The 18,026-nt window shown below is 71.5% G+C and carries 16 protein-coding genes; 11 read left to right on the forward strand and 5 right to left on the reverse strand.

Annotation, left to right across the window (positions count from 1 at the left end; genetic code table 11):
- Positions 1 to 48 precede the first annotated feature (48 nt).
- Genes tsaE through ACFWJ8_RS12530 form a run of 5 tightly spaced genes read left to right on the forward strand, consistent with a single transcriptional unit; the run spans position 49 to position 3,314 of the window.
- The gene (tsaE, locus tag ACFWJ8_RS12510) at positions 49 to 516 is read left to right on the forward strand and encodes a tRNA (adenosine(37)-N6)-threonylcarbamoyltransferase complex ATPase subunit type 1 TsaE (RefSeq protein WP_378812028.1); all 468 of its coding nucleotides are present in this window, start codon (positions 49 to 51) and stop codon (positions 514 to 516) included.
- Positions 513 to 1,172: a tRNA (adenosine(37)-N6)-threonylcarbamoyltransferase complex dimerization subunit type 1 TsaB gene (gene tsaB, locus ACFWJ8_RS12515; RefSeq protein ID WP_378811774.1), complete on the forward strand. Its 660-nt coding sequence runs from the start codon at positions 513 to 515 to the stop codon at positions 1,170 to 1,172. The genes tsaE and tsaB overlap by 4 nt, the downstream gene beginning before the upstream one ends.
- Positions 1,169 to 1,654, forward strand: coding sequence for a ribosomal protein S18-alanine N-acetyltransferase (gene rimI, locus ACFWJ8_RS12520; RefSeq protein ID WP_378811775.1), 486 nt, complete (start codon positions 1,169 to 1,171; stop codon positions 1,652 to 1,654). The genes tsaB and rimI overlap by 4 nt, the downstream gene beginning before the upstream one ends.
- Complete coding sequence (gene tsaD, locus ACFWJ8_RS12525) at positions 1,651 to 2,748, forward strand: tRNA (adenosine(37)-N6)-threonylcarbamoyltransferase complex transferase subunit TsaD (RefSeq protein WP_378811777.1); 1,098 nt, start codon at positions 1,651 to 1,653, stop codon at positions 2,746 to 2,748. The genes rimI and tsaD overlap by 4 nt, the downstream gene beginning before the upstream one ends.
- On the forward strand, positions 2,745 to 3,314 hold the full coding sequence (locus tag ACFWJ8_RS12530) for a hypothetical protein (protein ID WP_378811778.1): 570 nt from the start codon (positions 2,745 to 2,747) through the stop codon (positions 3,312 to 3,314). Before tsaD ends, ACFWJ8_RS12530 begins: the two co-directional genes overlap by 4 nt.
- Positions 3,315 to 3,322: 8 nt before the next feature.
- Here the strand turns inward: ACFWJ8_RS12530 and ACFWJ8_RS12535 are convergent, their stop codons facing one another.
- Positions 3,323 to 4,510 (reverse strand): SAM-dependent methyltransferase, encoded by a 1,188-nt coding sequence (locus ACFWJ8_RS12535; RefSeq protein ID WP_378811779.1) that lies wholly within the window; start codon positions 4,508 to 4,510, stop codon positions 3,323 to 3,325.
- 182 nt (positions 4,511 to 4,692) lie between these two features.
- Between ACFWJ8_RS12535 and ACFWJ8_RS12540 the strand changes: the two genes are divergently transcribed.
- The 4 genes from ACFWJ8_RS12540 to ACFWJ8_RS12555 all read left to right on the forward strand — a co-directional run bounded on the left by ACFWJ8_RS12540 (position 4,693) and on the right by ACFWJ8_RS12555 (position 9,814).
- Entirely contained in the window at positions 4,693 to 5,901 is a 1,209-nt protein-coding gene (locus ACFWJ8_RS12540; RefSeq protein WP_378811780.1) for a hypothetical protein, read from the forward strand.
- Positions 5,902 to 6,017: 116 nt separating this feature from the next.
- A complete protein-coding gene (locus ACFWJ8_RS12545) occupies positions 6,018 to 6,266 on the forward strand; it encodes a hypothetical protein (protein WP_378811781.1) in 249 nt (82 codons plus the stop codon).
- A gap of 9 nt (positions 6,267 to 6,275) precedes the next feature.
- Positions 6,276 to 8,189, forward strand: a complete 1,914-nt coding sequence (locus ACFWJ8_RS12550; protein WP_378811782.1) for a dynamin family protein — start codon at positions 6,276 to 6,278, stop codon at positions 8,187 to 8,189.
- Entirely contained in the window at positions 8,186 to 9,814 is a 1,629-nt protein-coding gene (locus ACFWJ8_RS12555) for a dynamin family protein (RefSeq protein ID WP_378811783.1), read from the forward strand. Before ACFWJ8_RS12550 ends, ACFWJ8_RS12555 begins: the two co-directional genes overlap by 4 nt.
- A 455-nt stretch (positions 9,815 to 10,269) precedes the next feature.
- Here the strand turns inward: ACFWJ8_RS12555 and ACFWJ8_RS12560 are convergent, their stop codons facing one another.
- The 3 genes from ACFWJ8_RS12560 to ACFWJ8_RS12570 form a co-directional block, all read right to left on the reverse strand.
- Positions 10,270 to 11,160 carry an IniB N-terminal domain-containing protein gene (locus tag ACFWJ8_RS12560; protein ID WP_378811784.1) on the reverse strand — a complete coding sequence of 297 codons (891 nt, stop codon included), beginning with the start codon at positions 11,158 to 11,160 and terminating at the stop codon, positions 10,270 to 10,272.
- A 114-nt stretch (positions 11,161 to 11,274) separates the two neighbouring features.
- Positions 11,275 to 13,875, reverse strand: a complete 2,601-nt coding sequence (locus tag ACFWJ8_RS12565; protein WP_378811785.1) for a LuxR C-terminal-related transcriptional regulator — start codon at positions 13,873 to 13,875, stop codon at positions 11,275 to 11,277.
- A gap of 41 nt (positions 13,876 to 13,916) precedes the next feature.
- A complete protein-coding gene (locus tag ACFWJ8_RS12570) occupies positions 13,917 to 15,920 on the reverse strand; it encodes an Hsp70 family protein (RefSeq protein ID WP_378811787.1) in 2,004 nt (667 codons plus the stop codon).
- Between the two features lie 288 nt (positions 15,921 to 16,208).
- Here ACFWJ8_RS12570 and groES point away from each other — a divergent pair, with 288 nt between their 5' ends.
- Positions 16,209 to 16,505 carry a co-chaperone GroES gene (gene groES, locus ACFWJ8_RS12575; protein ID WP_045275440.1) on the forward strand — a complete coding sequence of 99 codons (297 nt, stop codon included), beginning with the start codon at positions 16,209 to 16,211 and terminating at the stop codon, positions 16,503 to 16,505.
- Between the two features lie 241 nt (positions 16,506 to 16,746).
- A complete protein-coding gene (rarD, locus tag ACFWJ8_RS12580) occupies positions 16,747 to 17,670 on the forward strand; it encodes an EamA family transporter RarD (protein ID WP_378812030.1) in 924 nt (307 codons plus the stop codon).
- Positions 17,671 to 17,691: 21 nt separating this feature from the next.
- Here the strand turns inward: rarD and ACFWJ8_RS12585 are convergent, their stop codons facing one another.
- Positions 17,692 to 18,018 (reverse strand): metal-sensitive transcriptional regulator, encoded by a 327-nt coding sequence (locus tag ACFWJ8_RS12585; protein WP_378811788.1) that lies wholly within the window; start codon positions 18,016 to 18,018, stop codon positions 17,692 to 17,694.
- Between the last annotated feature and the right edge of the window lie 8 nt (positions 18,019 to 18,026).

Genomic DNA, 18,026 nt, shown 5'->3' on the forward strand with positions numbered 1-18,026 from the left:
GGCCTCGACCCGATCCTCGGGGCTCACGAGATCAGGACTCCTGACGACATGGAAGACCTCGGCCGCCGGATCGGGGGGATGCTGCGACCGGGCGATCTCGTCGTGCTCACGGGTCCGCTCGGCGCGGGCAAGACGACGCTCACGCGCGGCATCGGTGAAGGCCTGAACGTGCGGGGGCCGATCCAGAGCCCGACGTTCGTGCTGGCGCGCACGCATCCGTCGCTGGACGGCGGCGCGCCGCTGGTGCACGTCGACGCGTATCGTCTGGGATCGGCGGCCGAGCTCGACGACCTCGACATCGACTACGACGGCTCGGTCGTGGTGGTCGAATGGGGTCGCGGCATGGTCGAGGGCCTCCGCGACGAGTGGTGGGAGCTGGAGATCGAGCGCGAGTGGCACGGCCACGGCGTCGACGACGCGTGCGGGACCGTCGCCCACGAGGCCGCACTCGACGCCGACGCCCCGCGACGGGTGAACGTCACCCGGCACGGAGCGCCGACTACCCTGGAAGGGTGATCCTCGGCATCGACACGTCGCTCGGCTCCGCGGTGGCGGTCGTCGAGCACGACGGCGTCATCCGTTCGCAGACCGTCAGCGCCGACCCCCGCGGCCACGCCGAGGTGATCGGCACACTGATCGAACGGGCGCTGGCGGAGGCATCCATCACTCCCGCCGACGTGACGCACGTCGCCGCCGGGATGGGTCCGGGCCCCTTCACCGGACTGCGGGTCGGCATCGCCGCCGCCCGCACGTTCGCGCTCGGCCGCGGCGTGCCGGTGGTGCCGATCGTGAGCCACGACGCCGTCGCGCTGGAGCTGCTCATCCACGACGCCCTGACGGGCGGATTCGAGGATGCCGCCGACGAGACCTTCGCCGTGGTCACCGACGCCCGCCGCCGCGAGTTCGCCTACACGCTGTACCGCGGACTCGATGCCGACGGTCTGCCGGTCCGGCTCGACGGACCCGCGCTCACGCCTCGCGACGACCTCGACCGCGTGCTCGCGGATGCCGGCGCCGTCCGCCGGGACGCCGACCGCATCCCCGCCGCGATGCTCTCGCTGGCGGCATCCCGCGCCCTCGCCGCCGGCCGCACGATCGGGCCGGACGACGCGCTCTACCTGCGCTCGCCCGACGTGACGCTGCCGCACGCGCCCAAGCGGGTGGGGCCATGACGCTGCGCCCCGCGACCGGCGACGACCTCGCCGCGATCATGACGCTCGAGCGCGCGTCGTTCCCGACCGACGCATGGTCCGAGGCGATGATGCGCGAGGAGCTGGCCTCGCCGCACGGCTGGTACGTCGTCGACGACGAGGCGGGCCGGCTCGTCGGCTACGCCGGACTGCGGGCCGTGCAGAGCGCGAAGGATGCCGACGTCCAGACCATCACGATCGCCGAGGCCTCGCGGGGCCGCGGGCGGGGGCGCGCCATGCTGCGCGCGCTGCTCGACGAGGCGGTGCGCCGCGGTGTGGCCGACGTATTCCTCGAGGTGCGCGCCGACAACCCGGTGGCGCAGGCGCTGTACGTGTCGGAGGGCTTCCTCGAGATCGGCCGCAAGCCGCGGTACTACCAGCCCGACGACGTGGACGCCGTGGTGATGAAGCTCGACCTGCGCGCCTGGAGCCGGCAGGACGCCGACGGAGGGGTGTGTTCGTGAACGCTTCGACGGGCTCAGCGGCCGAACCGCTCGTGCTGGGCATCGAGACGAGCTGCGACGAGACCGGCATCGGGATCGTGCGCGGCCGCACGCTGCTGTCCAACACGATCGCGAGCTCGATGGACGAGCACGCCCGCTACGGCGGTGTCGTGCCCGAGGTGGCCGCGCGGGCGCACCTGGAGGCGCTGCAGCCCTCGATCGAGGCCGCGCTCGCCGAGTCGGGCGTCGCGCTGACCGACCTGGACGCCGTCGCGGTGACCTCGGGTCCCGGCCTCGCCGGGGCGCTCATGGTCGGTGTCGGCGCGGCCAAGGCGCTCGCGGTGTCGCTGGGCAAGCCGCTCTACGCCGTCAACCACCTCGTGGGCCACATCGCCGCCGACATCCTCGACGACGACGCGGAGCCCCTGGAGTACCCGACGGTGGCGCTCCTCGTGAGCGGCGGGCACACGTCGCTCCTCCTCGTGCGCGACCTGACCACGGATGTCGAGCTGCTCGGCGAGACGATGGACGACGCCGCCGGCGAGGCCTTCGACAAGGTGGCCCGCCTGCTCGGGCTCCCGTACCCGGGCGGACCGGAGATCGACAGGGCTGCGGACGGCTCGACCGGCGCACCGGGCGATCCGAAGGCGATCGCCTTCCCGCGCGGACTCTCACGGGCGAGCGACATGGCCAAGCACCGCTACGACTTCTCGTTCTCGGGGCTCAAGACCGCGGTCGCCCGCTGGGTCGAGCAGCGCGAACGGGCGGGGGAGCCGGTTCCGGTGGCCGACGTGGCCGCGAGTTTCCGCGAGGCGGTCGTCGACGTCCTCGTCACGAAGGCGCTCGCCGCCTGCCGCGACCACGGGGTGCCCCGACTGCTGCTCGGCGGCGGTGTGATCGCCAACCGCCGGTTGCGCGACACGGCGCTCGAAAGAGGTGCTGCTGAGGGCGTCACCGTCCGCATCCCGCCGCTGTCGCTGTGCACCGACAACGGCGCGATGATCGCGGCGCTGGCCTCCGAGCTGATCATGTCAGGACGCGAGCCGTCGACCCTCGCCTTCGGTGCCGACTCGACGCTGCCCGTCACCGAGATCCAGGTCGCGGAATCGTCATGACCGACCAGCGGATGCCGCCCCCCGACGACGCCGGTCTCCCCGAGCCGGCGGCGTCTGAGGCCGCGTCCGCCGAGGCTCCGGAGGACGACGGGATGCCGCCGGCAGCGTCCTTCGGTCCGACGCCGGCCGCGCCGCAGGTCGAGCCGGCCTCGCCCGACATCGACATCGTGCCGGCATCGTCGATGCTGCCGGGATCGCATCGCGGCGGGTTCTTCCGCCTGCCCACCGCGCCGGTCGCGGTGACGGTCCAGTCGGCTCCGACCGAGCCTGCCGGCGATCTCACGCCGGCGTCAGCGCAGTGGCTCGCGGCCGACGAGCCCCAGATCCACAAGGGACTCGCGGGCTGGGCGCTCGCGTTCGCGATCATCGGGCTGGTGGTGTCGCTGTTCGTCGGGTGGGGCTTCCCGATCGGCCTGGTGGCCGTGGTGTCGGCGCTGTTCGCGCTGCGCCGACCGCTGGAGAGCCGTGCGGTCGCGGTATGGGCCATCGTGATCGGTGCGATGTCGATCCTCTACAGCGCCGGGTGGCTGCTGTACGCGGCGCTGCGCGCCAACCTGTTCGGCTGACCGCCGCGTCAGACGCGGTCGGCGAGGATCGCCGTGCGCCGGGTGCCGATGCGGGTGACGAACAGCGTCGCCGAACCGGGGCCGCGCAGCTTGAGCATGGTGCGGAACGTCGCCGGGTCGATGTCGACGCCGCGCTTCTTGATCTCGAGGCGGCCGATCTCGCGCTCCCGCAGCGCCTTCGACAGCGCCTTCGGGTCGGCCGGCAGCACCTCGCGCACGCGGAACGTCGACACGAACGGCGACGTGAGGGCAGCATCCGAGGTGAGGTACGCGATGCGCTCGTCGAGCATGCCGGCCTCCAGCGACCGGGCGACGTCTCCGATCAGGCGTGCGCGGATGACGGCGCCGTCCGGCTCGTGGAGATACTCCCCGAGCTCACGGGCGGGCTCGTCGGCGGCATCCGCCTCTGCCGTCAGCTCGTGCGCCGCATCGCCCCGGATGACGAGCGCGGCCCGTCGCACGCCTTCGCGCGCGAGCGCGCCCGACCAGAGCACGAGTTCCACGGTCGAGCCGTCCGCGCTCACCCACTGCGCCTCGACATCGTCGGGGATGAGGTCGCGGTCGAGGCCCGGACCCAGCTTGATGCCCGCCGGCGTCCGCCGCGCGAGGTCGAAGACCCAGTCCAGCGACGGCGACCAGTCCCCGGGGCGGGTGCGGGTCGTCTCGCTGTGCCCGGCGGTGCGTCGCGCCGGATCGAGCCACACCGCGTCGATGCCGTCGAGGCCGGTCGACTCCGCCGTGCCGTGGCGGACCTCGACGTCGTCGCCGAACGGGGCCAGGTTGTAGGCCGCGATGCCGGCGGTCACCTCGTCGGCGTCGACGGCCAGCACCCGCATGCCGAGAGCCGCGAGACCGAGGGCGTCGCCGCCGATGCCGCAACCCAGGTCGGCGACGTTCGTGAGCCCGGCGTCGCGGAACCGCGACGCGTGACGGGCCGCGATCGGCAGCCGCGTCGCCTGCTCCAGGCCGGCGCGCGTGAAGAGCATGCGCTCGGCCAGGTCGCCGAACTTGACCCGGGCGCGGGTGCGCAGCCGGGCCTGACCGACGACGGCCGACACGAGGTCGGGAGAGTGTCCGTCGCGCCGCAGCCGCGTGACCGTGCGGGCGACGTCGTCCGACGACTCCACGCGCGGCAGGGTGTCGAGCAGCCGCAGCCCCTCGGGCGTCAGGAGGGCGGTGAGCTCGGCTTTCTCCACCGGGCAAGCCTATGACTCCGCTGCGCGGCCGACGTCGTCGAGCCGCCGCCACCCCGATCGCCCGGGACGAAAACCCCCACCCCCTGGGGGGCAGGCACAGGGGAGTGCCCCGATGCGCGGTAGCAGCCCGATGCGGAGACTCGATCTGAAGCGATTCTCGGCACTCTGAGAGAAGGAAGATCATGGCCGACGACAACAACAATCTGCTGGGGGTGCAGACCGTCACCGACGACATCCTGTCGAACAACGATCTGCTCTCGAACAACGACTGGCTTTCGAACAACGACAACTCGACGGACGTGGACGTCGACGTCAGCGACTCCGGCAACGACAACTCCGACAACTCGGACAACTCCGACAATTCGGACAACTCCGACAATTCGGACAACTCCGACAACTCGGACAACTCCGACAATTCGGACAACTCCGACAATTCGGACAACTCCGACAACTCGGACAACTCCGACAACTCGGACAACTCGGACAACTCGACGCATGTCGACGTGGACGTCGACCTGGAGGACGCGTTCAACGACAAGTCCGTGCACGACTCCGCCAACGACTTCTCCGTCAACGCCGGGGTCCGCCAGTACAACGTCGGGTTCCAGGACCTCAACATCATCGGCTCGACCGGCGACGGTGCGGCCAGCAGCCCGGCCCTCGCCGCCTTCGACGACGGCTTCGGCGGCGGCCTCGAGCTCAACATCGACAACCGGTCGACCGTCGTCGACCAGTCCGTGAACCAGAACATCACGACGTCGTCCGGTTCGGGCGGTGCCGCATGGGCGATCGGCGCCGACGGCGGATCAGGCTCGGGCGCGGCAGGCACCGGCGGTGCCGGCGGCGCGGGCAGCGGGTCCTCGGGCGGCGCGGGCACGGGTGGCTCGGGTGACGGCGGAACTGCGACGTCGACGGTGGCGGGTCTCTCGGGCGATGCCACGGCGAACGCCAACGGTGCGGCCGGCGACGGCACGGGTGCGGCGGGCGGTGCCGGGACCGGCGCTGCCGGCGGTGCGGGCACGGGTGGTGCCGGGACCGGAGGCGCGGCCGGCGACACGGGCGCCGCGGGCGGCTGGGCCACCGGCGGCAACGTCGTCCAGACGTTCGACAACGACAACGTGATCGCCTCGGGGGACGGGGCGGCGGCTGCCGGCGGCGACGTCAACATCGACCAGTCCTCGTTCGAGGTCAACGTCGGCGACGTGAACATCGGCAACACGACCGACTCGTACAACGACGACTACGACTACTCCGACAACTGGACGGTGGACATCAGCGACGCGTTCAACGACCAGTCGATGGAGGACGACCACTCCGTCGATGTCGACGTGGAGGACGTCAACGTGCTCAGCCCCGGCGCTGACGCGAACGACCTCGACCTCGACTTCTGACGCACGCATCCGACTGCCCGGTCGCGTTCCGACGCGACCGGGCACGTCGCACGTGAGGGGATGTCGGGCGGCGACACCGCGGACTAGAGTCGGACCGGCCGGCGGAGGGAGATGCGATGGCTGAGGAGTCGTTCCCGGACGACCCAGCTCGCCCACTCGCGCCGGCCGGTCCCTCCGGCGGGGATGCCGCCGATGCTCTCGTGGAGGGATCGCCGACGACGGACCCCTTCATGTCCGACCCGGGGCTCGACGACCCCTTCTCCGCCGAGATCGCCGGCCTGGACGCCTCGGACTGGGACATCGACACCGACACGCTGTGGGGCCCCCTCGCCGACGGCCCGACGGACTTCGACCTTCCCTTCTGAGGAGCCCCGATGGCCGACACGACCGCGCACCTCGATCGTGGCCGCGACCCCGCAGCGCGTGCGGACGAGAACCGGACCTCGGCGCTCATCGACGTCGCCGCCGGCGTCGAGCAGGTCGCCTCGACGACGGGCAGGGCGGACCTTGCACGGCGCCTCGAGCAGACGCGGTCCCGTCTGCTCGACCCCGACGTGCGCGTGGTCATCGTGGGCGAGTTCAAACAGGGCAAGAGCAAGCTCATCAACGCGCTCGTGAACGCACCGGCATGCCCGGTCGATGACGACATCGCCACCAGTGTGGCCACCTCCGTCGGGTACGCGCCCGAGCCGTCGGCTTCGGTGCTGGTGCGGGAATCGGATGCCTCGGCCGCCCTCGTCCGTCAGTCGATCCCCCTCGGGTCGGTCGCCGAGTACGTGTCGGAACGCGGGAACCCTGGCAATGAACGCCGGATCGTGTCCGCGGAGGTGCTGCTGCCGCGTGAACTGCTCAGGGGAGGCCTGAAACTGGTGGACTCCCCGGGGGTGGGGGGACTCGAGTCGTTCAACGCGCTGTCCACCCTCTCCGCCCTTTCGACCGCACACGCGGTGCTGCTCGTGTCCGACGCGTCGCAGGAGTACACCGAACCCGAGATGCAGCTCCTCAAGCACGCGATGCGCATCTCCCCGAACGTCGCCGCCGTCCTCGCGAAGACAGACCTGTACCCGGCCTGGCGCGAGATCCTCGAGATCGATCGCGGACACCTCGACGGGATCGGGGACGTTCCGCTGTACTCCGTCTCCAGCGATCTGCGATTGCTCGCCGCCGAGCGGCAGGACGGATCGCTCAATGAGGAGTCCGGATTCCCCGCGCTGGTCGCCCACCTCCGTCGCGATGTGCTGGCGCATGCCGAACTCGTCCATGAACGCAGCGCGGTCCACGATCTCACCTCGGTGGTCGAGCAGCTGGCGATGTCCCTGCGCACCGAGCTGAGCAGCCTGCTGAATCCCGCGGGCACACCCCGCATGATCGCGCAGCTCGAAGCGGCCAAGAGCCGCGCCGACGAATTCCGCAGCAGGTCCGCGCGCTGGCAGGTGACGCTCACCGACGGCATCGCCGACCTCATCGCGGATATGGAGCACGACCTGCGCGATCGGCTGCGCAAGGTGCAGCGCGAGGCTGAGAACGCCATCGACGACGGAGATCCCGGGCCCATCTGGGACCAGTTCTCGGAATGGCTGAGCACGAGGGTCGTCGCCGCGGTGTCCGAGACCTTCGTGTGGACGGATGAGCGGGCGCAATGGCTGTCGGAGGAGGTCGCGCAGCTCTTCGCCGACGGCGAGATCGCGCTGCCGCGGATCGCCGTGGGCGACACCGACGGCGTCCTCGACCCGGTGGAAGAGCTCGCGGGCCTCGACCCGGGGCGCCTGAACGCAGCCGAGCGCATCTACATCGGCGTTCGCGGATCCTACGGCGGCGTGCTCATGGTGGGCCTGGCGACCGGCCTGGTGGGGCTGTCGCTCGTGAATCCCTTCTCGCTGCTCGCCGGGGTCCTCGTGGGACGTCGCGCGTATCGCGAAGACATGTCGGCGCGCCTGTCGAGGCGTCAGCACGAAGCGAAGACCCTGGTGAGGCGGTACATCGACGACGTCAGCTTCCAGGTCGGCAAGCAGCTCAAGGATCGGCTCCGGTTCGTGCAGCGGGCGGGGCGCGACCACTTCGGCGCGATCGCCGATGAGCTGCATCGTTCGCTCTCCGATGCGCTCGGAGTCGCCAAGGAGTCCGCGGTGAACTACACGGCGCAGCGCGATGCCCGCGTGACCCAGCTGCGCTCCGAACTCGGCCGGCTCGAGGACTTCAGCAGGGCGATCCCCCCGCTGCCGCCGGTCGGGGCCGCGCCGGCGCCCCACGAGCCGGAGTCCCGACACGCGCAGCAGGCGCAGCAGTGAGCGTCACGGTCGATGAGGATGCACGCGCTCTGCTGCATCGTGCCCGCGCCGTCTACGCCCACGACCCGGTCGCGCTGAGGACGCTCGACGAACTCGACCGCCGGCTGGCGGAGCCGTTGCGGCTCGCGCTGGCGGGCATGGTGAAGGCGGGCAAGTCCACACTCCTGAATGCGATGCTGGGCGATCGGATCGCGCCGACCGACGCAGGGGAGTGCACACGAGTCGTCACGTGGTACCGGTACTCGCTGACGCCGACGATCACCCTGCACCCGAAGCGCGGCGCGCCCCGGCGGATGCCGGTGCATCGCGAGGACGGCCGGCTCGTCCTCGACATCGGCGAGGCATCTGCCGATGACGTCGCATGGATCGACGTGGGCTGGCCGCTCGACGCCCTGAAGAGCGTGATCCTGATCGACACGCCAGGCATCGCCTCTCTGTCGGCGGACGCGTCAGCGCGCACGGTCACCTTCCTCGCGCCGGATGAGGCGGCTTCCGGCGTCGATGCCGTGGTTTACCTGATGAGGCACCTGCATCCCTCCGACGTGCGATTCCTCGAGGCGTTCCGCGACACGGCGGCCGGGGCCGCCCAGTCCGTCTGTGCGGTGGGGGTCCTCTCGCGATCGGACGAGATCGGCGCGGGGCGCATCGACTCGCTCGTCTCGGCGGGCAAGGTGGCCCGTCGCTACGAGCGCGCCGGCGACCTCTCGTCGCTGGTCCTCGGGGTGATCCCTGTCGCGGGGCTGCTCGCCGAGAGCGCCCGTACGCTGCGCGAGTCGGAATTCGCCGCGTTCCGCGAACTCGCTGCCCTCGGGCGCGACGATCGCGAACAGCTCCTCCTGTCGGCGGACCGGTTCGTCCGGACGGACGCGCTGACATCCCTCACGCGCGAGGCGCGTGCCGAGCTGCTGGCCCGATTCGGCTTGTACGGGGTGCGGCTGGCGGCTGCACTCGTCCGCGGCGGTGCGAGTTCGTCGTCCGAGCTGTCGAGCCGCCTGGTCGAGCAGAGCGGGCTGATTCCGCTGCAGCGCTTCATCCGCGATCAGTTCCGCACCCGTCAGACCGCGCTGAAGGTGCGTGCCGTGCTGCTGGCACTGGAGAAGCTCGTGAAGGAGCGTCCGGCCGACGGCGTCGGCGAGCTGCGGGCCGGCATCGAACGGCTCTCAGCGGGCGCCCACGCCCTTCGGGAGTTGTCGCTGCTCGCCTCGGCCCGTGCCGAAGGCCTCGCTCTCGCGCCGTCCGATGCGGCCGAAGCCGTCCGGATCGTCGGCGGCGAGGGGGTGGAGGCCGCCGCTCGGGTGGGGCTTCCCGAAGACTCCGAACCCGGCACCGTGCGCGAGGAGGCGCTCAGGCTGCTGGACCGATGGCGCTCCGTCAGCGACTCGCCGCTGACGGAGCGCGCCGGCATGGCGGCATGCCGGGTGGTGATCCGGAGCCTGGAGCAGATCGTGTCAGAAATCCCCGCCGGCAGGGCTCTCGGGCCCATGGCGGATGTCATGCCGGCGCGCGGACCAGCGGATCGCGGGGGGAAGGATGCCGGCCAGCAGGGCCAGCAGGACCAGCCCGCACTGCGCGAACAGGACGAGCAGCAGCGGCTCACCGCGCTCGCCGACGGTGACGACCTCTGACGCCAGCAGCACCACGACGGTCTGCAGGATGAAGGTCCCCAGCTGCCACCATCTGACCCGCGGACGCCTGCTCATGAACGACACCAGCAGCGTGATCTGGGTCAGCAGCGTCGCGACGAGGATGCCGAACACGACCCAGAACACGATGTCGGCAGCCGTTCGGTAGGTCTCGTCGCTGCGCCCGTCGGCCACCGAGCGGACGACGTCCGAGATCAGGGGCAGCTGCGTCTGACGGATCACGAAGAGGTAGACGATCGCGAAGGCGCCGACGGCGAAGCTGATGATCCAGAAGAACTGGCACAGCCGCACCGAGAACGGCGGGGTGAGCTTCACGATGACGGGTGCTGTGCTCGGGCGCACGACGGGGGGCCTCTCCGGTGCCGGCCTCGCGGGGGAGGCGGGACTGGACGGCGCCGTCGCCGCGGGTGGGAGCTGCGGGTCTGTCGTGGGCGGGTTCATTGGTCCTCGAGAGGTTCGTCAGGGTAGGACTCGGGCTCCGCAGCGGTGAGCGGCGCGGAGTCGTACGGGCCGTCATCGGTCAGGTCGGTCAGCAGCGGCGCGGGCTCGGCGGGTGGCTCGGGGGCGGGGTCGGGTTCCGGCTCGGGCTCCGGCTCCGGCTCCGGAGACGGGGCGGTTGCGCCGTCGGTGGAGTCCACCGCGTCCACGGCAGCCGCGGCCGCGGTGCCCGCGGCGCCGGTCGCCACTGCGACGGCGTCGTCGACGGTGGCCGGATCGGGAGTGGTCACGACCGGATCCGGGACGGCTTCCGTCGGCATCGCGTCGGCGTCGTCCGTTCCGCCCGTCGTCGTCGTGTTGTGACTGCCCGAGGTGTTGCCGATCGCGACGTCGCCCACCCCGATGGCGGTGTCGGACTCGTCGATCGTGACGTCGTCGCCGGCGGCGATGGAGTGGTCGCCCGAGGCGATGACGGCATCCTGATCGAAGATCTGCGTGAGATCGCCGCCCTGGGTCCAGATGTTCTGGTTCGTGGACTGGTCGACGATCGTCGAACGGGCATCGATGGTCGTGAACTGGTTGATGATCCGCGAGATCTCGCGCACCGCCTCCGGGTCGGCGGTCGTCGTCGAGCGCGGGTCGGGAGTGCCGGACGCGGGGTCGGGTGTCGTCGCGGGCTTGGCTGCCGCGGGGCGGGGCATGACCGACGGGTGATCCACGATGATCGGGGCGACGCTTCTCACGTCGGCCCCGCACGCGCCCTGGACACCGCGTGTCGCCATCGCGGTGGCCGGGTCGGCGGCGAAATCGTCCGCGGCGGAGGGATCATGCAGCAGGCTGAGGATGAATGCGATGAGCGCGTCGGCCACCGTCTCGATCGGTGTGATCATTGTCCTCGTCCCCTCAACGATGAGCAGCGGGGGCACAGGCCACCGCAATACTGAGCATGCGATTCACGGTATTCACCTGTCTCGGATCGGGCATCGGGGCAAACTCCGATACCCTCACGCGGCCGGATGGGGGTCGGCGCCCGGCTCGTCGTCCGGTGCGGGTTCGGCCATGAGCAGGCGCAGCATCGTGATCACTTCGGATCGGGAGTTCGCGCCCAGCCGGCGGCGGATGTGCGCGATGTGATGCTCCGCGGTGCGCGGGGAGATGAAGATGGCCTCGCCGATCTCGGCGTACGTCTTGCCCTGCAGCACGAGCCGGGCGACCTCGCGTTCGCGTTCGCTCAGCACGTCTGCCGCAGGCGGGGTACTCGAAGGGCCGGACCCGCCTGCGGCATCGGCGCGCGACGCGGGCGGAGCCTTCTGATCGTTCTCGATGGGGTGCAGTTCTCGGGCGCGGGCGAGGAGCCGGGCGCTGATGCGGCGGTCCGTCGCGCGGGCTGCGCCGTGGCCGGCGAGCCGGGCCGCGTCCCACGCCATTCCGAACGACGCCAGCTGCAGCGCGGCCTCCTCCACGGCGTCGGGATCGACCGTCCCGGCGAGCACCGAGGTCCAGACCCGGCCGGCCTTCGCCATCGCGTGCGACACGGCGTCGCGGCGGCCCGCTTCGACCAGCGCGTGGGCGTGCGGAATCAGCTCGTCGGGGTGCCCGAGCAGGATGCTGCGCTGCACCCCGGCCCACCGTACCGCCGCGCTCCACAGCGGGGCGCTGCCCAGACCCTCGGTGATCTCGAGGGCCCGGGCGAGCAGCTGCGTCGCCCGTTCGGCGTCGCCGGACTTGGCGGCCGCGCTCACGAGCTCGGTGAGCGGCAGGAACAGGAACGCATCGATGTCGATGCGCAGGAGAGCGGCCCGCGCGCGATGCCAGGCGTCGCCCAGTTCGACGGCGTCGCCGTACCTGCGGGCCAAGGCGACGTCGACGGCGTGTGCGAGCAGACGGTCCCGGGGCGACCGCGGCCCGGGCTCCGACTCGGCCTGTCTGAGCGCCGACCGGGCTTCGTGCGGTCGCACCCGCTGCACCGCGATCCAGGCACGCCACAGGAGCAGTCGCGGGCGGGCCCACCGGCCGCCGTGGCCGCCGGTCAGCGCGTCGTCGATGACGGATTGCGCGGTCGCGGCGTCGCCGAGCGTGAGCGCGACGACCGCGGTGATCACCGCCGGGAGTTCCGCGATCGGCGCCGACGTGCGCGCCGCGGTGTACATCTCGGAGGAGCGGACGAGGTCGACGAGCACGGCGTCGGACGAGCCGGGGGCGAACGTGCCCCGGATCCCGCGGTTCAGGAGCATCATCGCGGTGCTCAGCGTCGAGGGCGCCTCGGTCGCCGGGGCGCCGTCGGTGGTTGGTTCGCGTGTTCCGGTGCCGATCGCCGCGACCAGCGCGCGGGTGAGCGAATCGGGGGAGCGAGGGGGAATCGCGCGATACGCCGCGAGGCTCTGCGCGAACATGCCCCGTGCCGCCCAGATCGCTGCGGTCAGGTCGGCGAGTCTCTCACGGTCAGGGCGCGAGATCGGTGCCGTGTCCTCCGCGGTGTCGTCGGCGCGCGCCGATGCGGCCTCGGCGAGGACGGCCGCTGTGTCGAGGTCGCCTGCGGCCCAGGCGGCAGTCGCCCGGCGCACGAGGATGTGGAGGCTCTCGTGGCCGGACTCCCATGCCGCTTCGTAGAGCTCTCGCGCACGATCGGGCTGGGTGTCGAGCAGACGGTCGCCGTGCGCGACGAGCGCCGCGGCGACGCCGGGCCCGCGCAACCGCCCGGACAGTCCCGCATCGTCGACGTCGCTGTCGAGAGCGAATGCCGTCCCGTCGGCTGCTTCGCCGGCGAGACGCGCGATCGTGTGCGCCGTCGCGATGCCGCACACGGCCGAGCGGACGGCGGGCACGGGGGTCCCGTTGCGCAGCAGGAGGCCCTCGGCGTAGGCCTCCAGCGCCACCGCATCGGACTCCTCCGGCGGGCTCGGATCCGCGGCGGGTGAGAGAAGACACCGCCGCTCCACCAGCCGCCGGATGTCGTCGTCGGCCGCGTCGAGGCGGTGTCCGATCTCGGCATCGAGGAGCCGTACGAGTGCGCGATGCTCCGGATCGTCGATGCAGTCGCGCTCGTCGTGCGCCGCGAGCGCCGCGGCGATCAGCCATGACACGCCTGCGGTGAGGTGCAGGATGCGCTCCACACAGGCCGCCGGCATCGTGCGCCCGCGCGCGCTCAGCTCGTCGAGGACGTCGGATCGCACGACATGGCCGAGGACGATCGCCGGCTGCGACCGGGCGAGCTGCCGCTGAATCGCCGTCGCGGCCTCGCTCGGTGACCAGGGGCGGTGCGCGACGACGAGTCCGGCATCCGGGTCCTCGGCACGCGACGCGATCGCCGCGATCAGATCGGGTCCGAGCAGGTGCAGGTCGTCGACGATCAGCACGTCGGCGGTCGGCAGCGGCGCGGTCGGTGTGCCGGGCGTCACGAGCACCGCCTCACGGCCCTCGTCGAGGAGCGCCTCGTGGAGGACGCGGAGGAGAGTCGACTTGCCGGAGCCGGCCGGTCCGACGACGACCACACGCGGTGCGGCGGCATCGCGGGAGGCGGCCTCGATCGCCGCGTGGTGGCGGCGCATCCACCCGCTGGCGAGAGCCGGTGCGGCCGTCACCGGTGGTGAAGGAAGGAGGAGCATGGCATCGGGCTTGCGAGTCGGGATCGGGTGGACGGGCCGTGTCACTCGGCCGTCGGCGGCTCGGTGGGGCCGGGATCCGGTGCCGGCTCGGCGGTCGCGTCGGTCGGCGTGGGTTCGGGTGCCGGGTCGGCGGGTGGATCGGTGGGCGCCGGGTCCGTGGGCGTCGGGTCGGCGGGTGGATCGGTGGGCGTCGGTTCGGCGGGTGGATCGGTCGGGGTCGGGTCTGCGGGCGGGTCGGTCGGCGTCGGGTCGGCCGGTGGATCGGTCGGGGTCGGCTCTGCCGGTGTCGGGTCGGCGGGCGGGTCCGTCGGATCGGGCGATGGGTCGGCGACCGGCGGAGTGGAGGGCGCCGGGTCGGGAGCGGGCTCGACGGGTGCCGGAGCGCTCGGGGCGGGGTCGTCGCTGCGGGCGGGTGGCGGGGTCGGCGTCTTGTCCTGTGCGGCGGACGGCTTGGGCAGCGTCTTGGACGGTGCCTTTCCGGAGGAGTGGGCGCTCGTGTCACCAGGCGGCGCAGCGAAGGGCGACGGTGTCGGGCGGCCGTCCGGGTCGGGCGTCTTCCGCGTCGTGGGCCGACGTGAATCCTCGGCGTCGGGTGGTGCCGCCATCGGCGCCTCCGCCGGAGCGATCGCCGCGTCGGCCGCGGCGGTCACCGGCTGCGGAGCGAGCCGGGGAAGGTCGGCGTCGGCACGGGCGGCGGGGTCGCTCAGGAAGGACCGATCCTCGGCGTCGGCGAGCGAACCGGCGGCCATGGTTCCGGCAAAGGCGATCCCGCCGGTCACCGTGATCGCGGCAGCGGCGATCAGGATCGGGAAGCGCCGCCTCGCGGCGTGCTCGGGACGCGGGGTCCGAGCCCCGCGTCCGCGCGGTGGAAGCAGCTCTGCATCTCGTCGCGCACCCTGGACGAGTTCGTCGAAGGTCTCAGGAGGCACGGCGACCTGTCGTGCGCGACCCTCCTCCAGCCGGCCCATGCCGGCACGCGCAGCGCCCAGCGAGATCGACGCCTTCGGGTCGGTGTCGATCGCGATCGGGCGATCGAATCGCTCCGACAGCAGCTGGGCGACCATCGGGATGCGCGACGAGCCGCCGATCAGCACGACGGCGGCCAGCTGCTCGGGGGTCATGCCGGCGGACTCGATCGTCCGCTCGGTCGCGTCGAGGGTCCGCTCGAGCGCGGGCCCGATCATCTCCTCGAACTCCGCGCGGGTGATCCGCACGGTCGAGGGCGTCGACCCGACGAACACGGGGATGACGGCATCCGAGTCGAACGAGAGCGCCTCTTTCGCCTCGATGCAGTCGCGCCGCAGCTGCTGCATCGCACGGCGTGCGTCGGCCCCGCCGCTCAGTGCCGAGGCGGTGTCGATGCCGGCGGATGCGATCGTGTGGCGCAGCACTTCGTCGTCGAAGTCCGCCCCGCCCAGATCCTCGATGCCGGCAGCGTCGCCGCGCACCTCGAACGACGTGGTCCCGGATCGTTGCAGGACGACGGCGTCGAAGGTCCCTCCGCCGAGGTCGTACACCGCGATCGCCGCGCCTTCGGCGAGCGGATACTCCGCGGCGTAGTGGCGCGCCGCGGCCTCCGGCTCGGGGATGAGATCCCACTCCGTGAGCCCGCGCGAGGCCAGCGCCGCTCCGACGAGCCCGAGGCGGTGCGGCCCCCATTCGCTCGGGTGCGTGAGCACGATCTTCGCCGGCGGCTCCCCTTCGCGCTGAGAGACCTCGTCGACCACGCCGGCGATGCATCGTGCGAACAGGTCCTCGGCCCGCAGCGCGAGCCCGCCGACCATGACGGGGATGTCGTCGCCGATGCGGCGCTTGAACTCGCGGACGAGATGCTCGGGCTGGGCGAGTCCGCGCCTCTCGGCGGCATCCGCGAGAAGCAGATCGCCGTCGTCCGTGACGAAGACCGCCGTCGCGACGTTGTCGCCTCGGCGCCCCAGCGGGACAGGGGCGACCGCGAGTTCGCCGTTCGGACCTGTGCGCGCCGTTGCCGCTGCGGTCCTGCTCGTGCCGACGTCGATCGCCAGCACGTACTCATGCGAAGTCATCTCTGAAACTCTCCCAGTGAGTTCAGGACGCGACTCCCCCCGCGCACTGGTCTACCACCGTCGGTGTCTCAGCGCGAGTGGGGCCGCGCAACAGGGATATCTCCTCAGAGCATCCTGAGCCCGCCTTGATACATCGGATTCTCGACCGGATCGCCGGCTTCGGGACGAGTGTGACGCGCATTGGCACTCACGTTGCGGGAGTGCCAATCCGTTGCCTAGACTTGACGTCAGCACTCTCAACGTCAGAGTGCTAACGAGTCTTCAGTCTCAAGAAAGAAGAGGTAGACCGTGTCGGTTTCCATCAAGCCGCTCGAGGACCGCATCGTCATCAAGCAGGTCGAGGCCGAGCAGACCACGTCCAGCGGTCTGGTCATCCCCGACACCGCCAAGGAGAAGCCCCAGGAGGGCGAGGTCGTGGCGGTGGGTCCGGGCCGCATCGACGACAACGGCAACCGCATCCCGCTCGACGTCGCCGTCGGCGACCGCGTGATCTACAGCAAGTACGGCGGCACCGAGGTCAAGTTCGGCGGCGACGAGTTCCTCGTCCTGTCGGCTCGCGACGTGCTCGCGGTCGTCGTCCGCTGAGTTCAGCGCACACGCGTACCGAGAGGGTCGGATGCTTCGGCATCCGGCCCTCTCGTCGTTCCCGACGGCAGGGATCGCACGACGAACGGCAGGCGAGGGGATGCCGCGACCCCCGCCCCGGCGTCCCCGTCGGCGCGAGCGGTCCTAGGCTGGGACGGTGAGCTCCGAACCGACGTCCCGCCACACCGAGGCCGGCGTCGGTGACCTGGCAGAGGCGGCCGCTTCCACAGCCGGGATCGCGCTGCCCCCGTCGTCCGACGAGCCGGGCCGCGAACGCACGCTCGGCACGGCCTACGGGCTCATCGCCTATCTGCTGTGGGGCTTCCTCCCGCTGTACTTCCTGCTGCTGAAGCCGACCGGGCCGTTCGAGCTCGTGGCCTGGCGCATCGTGCTGTCGCTCGTGTTCTGCGCGCTGCTGCTCACGGTCACGCGGACGTGGGGACGGCTCGCCGCGATCATGCGCCAGCGGCGACTGCTGTGGCTCACCGCGCTCGCCGGCGTGCTCATCTACATCAACTGGCAGGTCTTCATCCTCGGAGCCCTCAGCGGCCACGTGATCGAGACGAGCCTGGGCTACTTCATCAACCCGATCGTGACCGTCATGCTGGGCGTGCTCGTGCTCCACGAGCGGCTGCGGACCACGCAATGGGTCGCGATCGGCATCGCCGTGGCCGCGGTGGTCGTCATCATCGTGGGCTACGGCGCCTTCCCGTGGATCGCCCTCACGCTCGCGGCGTCCTTCGGGGTCTACGGGCTCGTGAAGAAGCAGGTCGGGCCGTCGGTCGATGCCGTGAGCGGCCTCACGCTCGAGACCCTGTGGCTGACGCCGATCGCCGCGATCGTGCTGGTCGTGGTGGCCTCGACGCAGGGCCTCACGATGGGGGCGAACGGCTGGGAGCACACGGTGCTGCTGAGCCTCACCGGCGTCATCACGGCGGTGCCGCTCCTGCTGTTCGCCGCGGGAGCACGGCGGGTGTCGCTCACCACGATCGGTCTGCTGCAGTTCGCGGCGCCGATCCTGCAGTTCCTCATCGGGTGGCTCGTGCTGGAGGAGCCCATGCCGCTGGAGCGCTGGATCGGGTTCGCGCTGGTGTGGATCGCGCTGATCGTGCTGACGGTGGACTCGATCCTCCACGCCCGCCGCCGCGTGCGGGCGGCCCGCTGACGAGCCGCCCTTCGGCGCGCGTCAGCGCACGAGGCGGGCGATGGCCTGCGTGGCCTCGGTGATCTTGGCGTCGGCCTCTTCGCCGCCCAGACGGGCGGCATCCACCACGCAGTGGCGCAGGTGGTCGTCGAGCAGGCCCACGGCGACGGCCTCGAGGGCCGAGGTCAAGGCGCTGATCTGGGTGAGGATGTCGATGCAGTACTTCTCGTCCTCGACCATCTTGTGGATGCCGCGCGCCTGACCCTCGATGCGCTTGAGGCGGTTGAGGTACTTGTCCTTGTCGGTGATGTACCCGTGGTGGCCGTGCGCGTGGTCGAGGGGCGTCTGCTCCAGTGCGGTGTCGGTCATGTCTGACT

Source organism: Microbacterium sp. NPDC058389 (assembly GCF_042722305.1).
GTDB lineage: Bacteria > Actinomycetota > Actinomycetes > Actinomycetales > Microbacteriaceae > Microbacterium.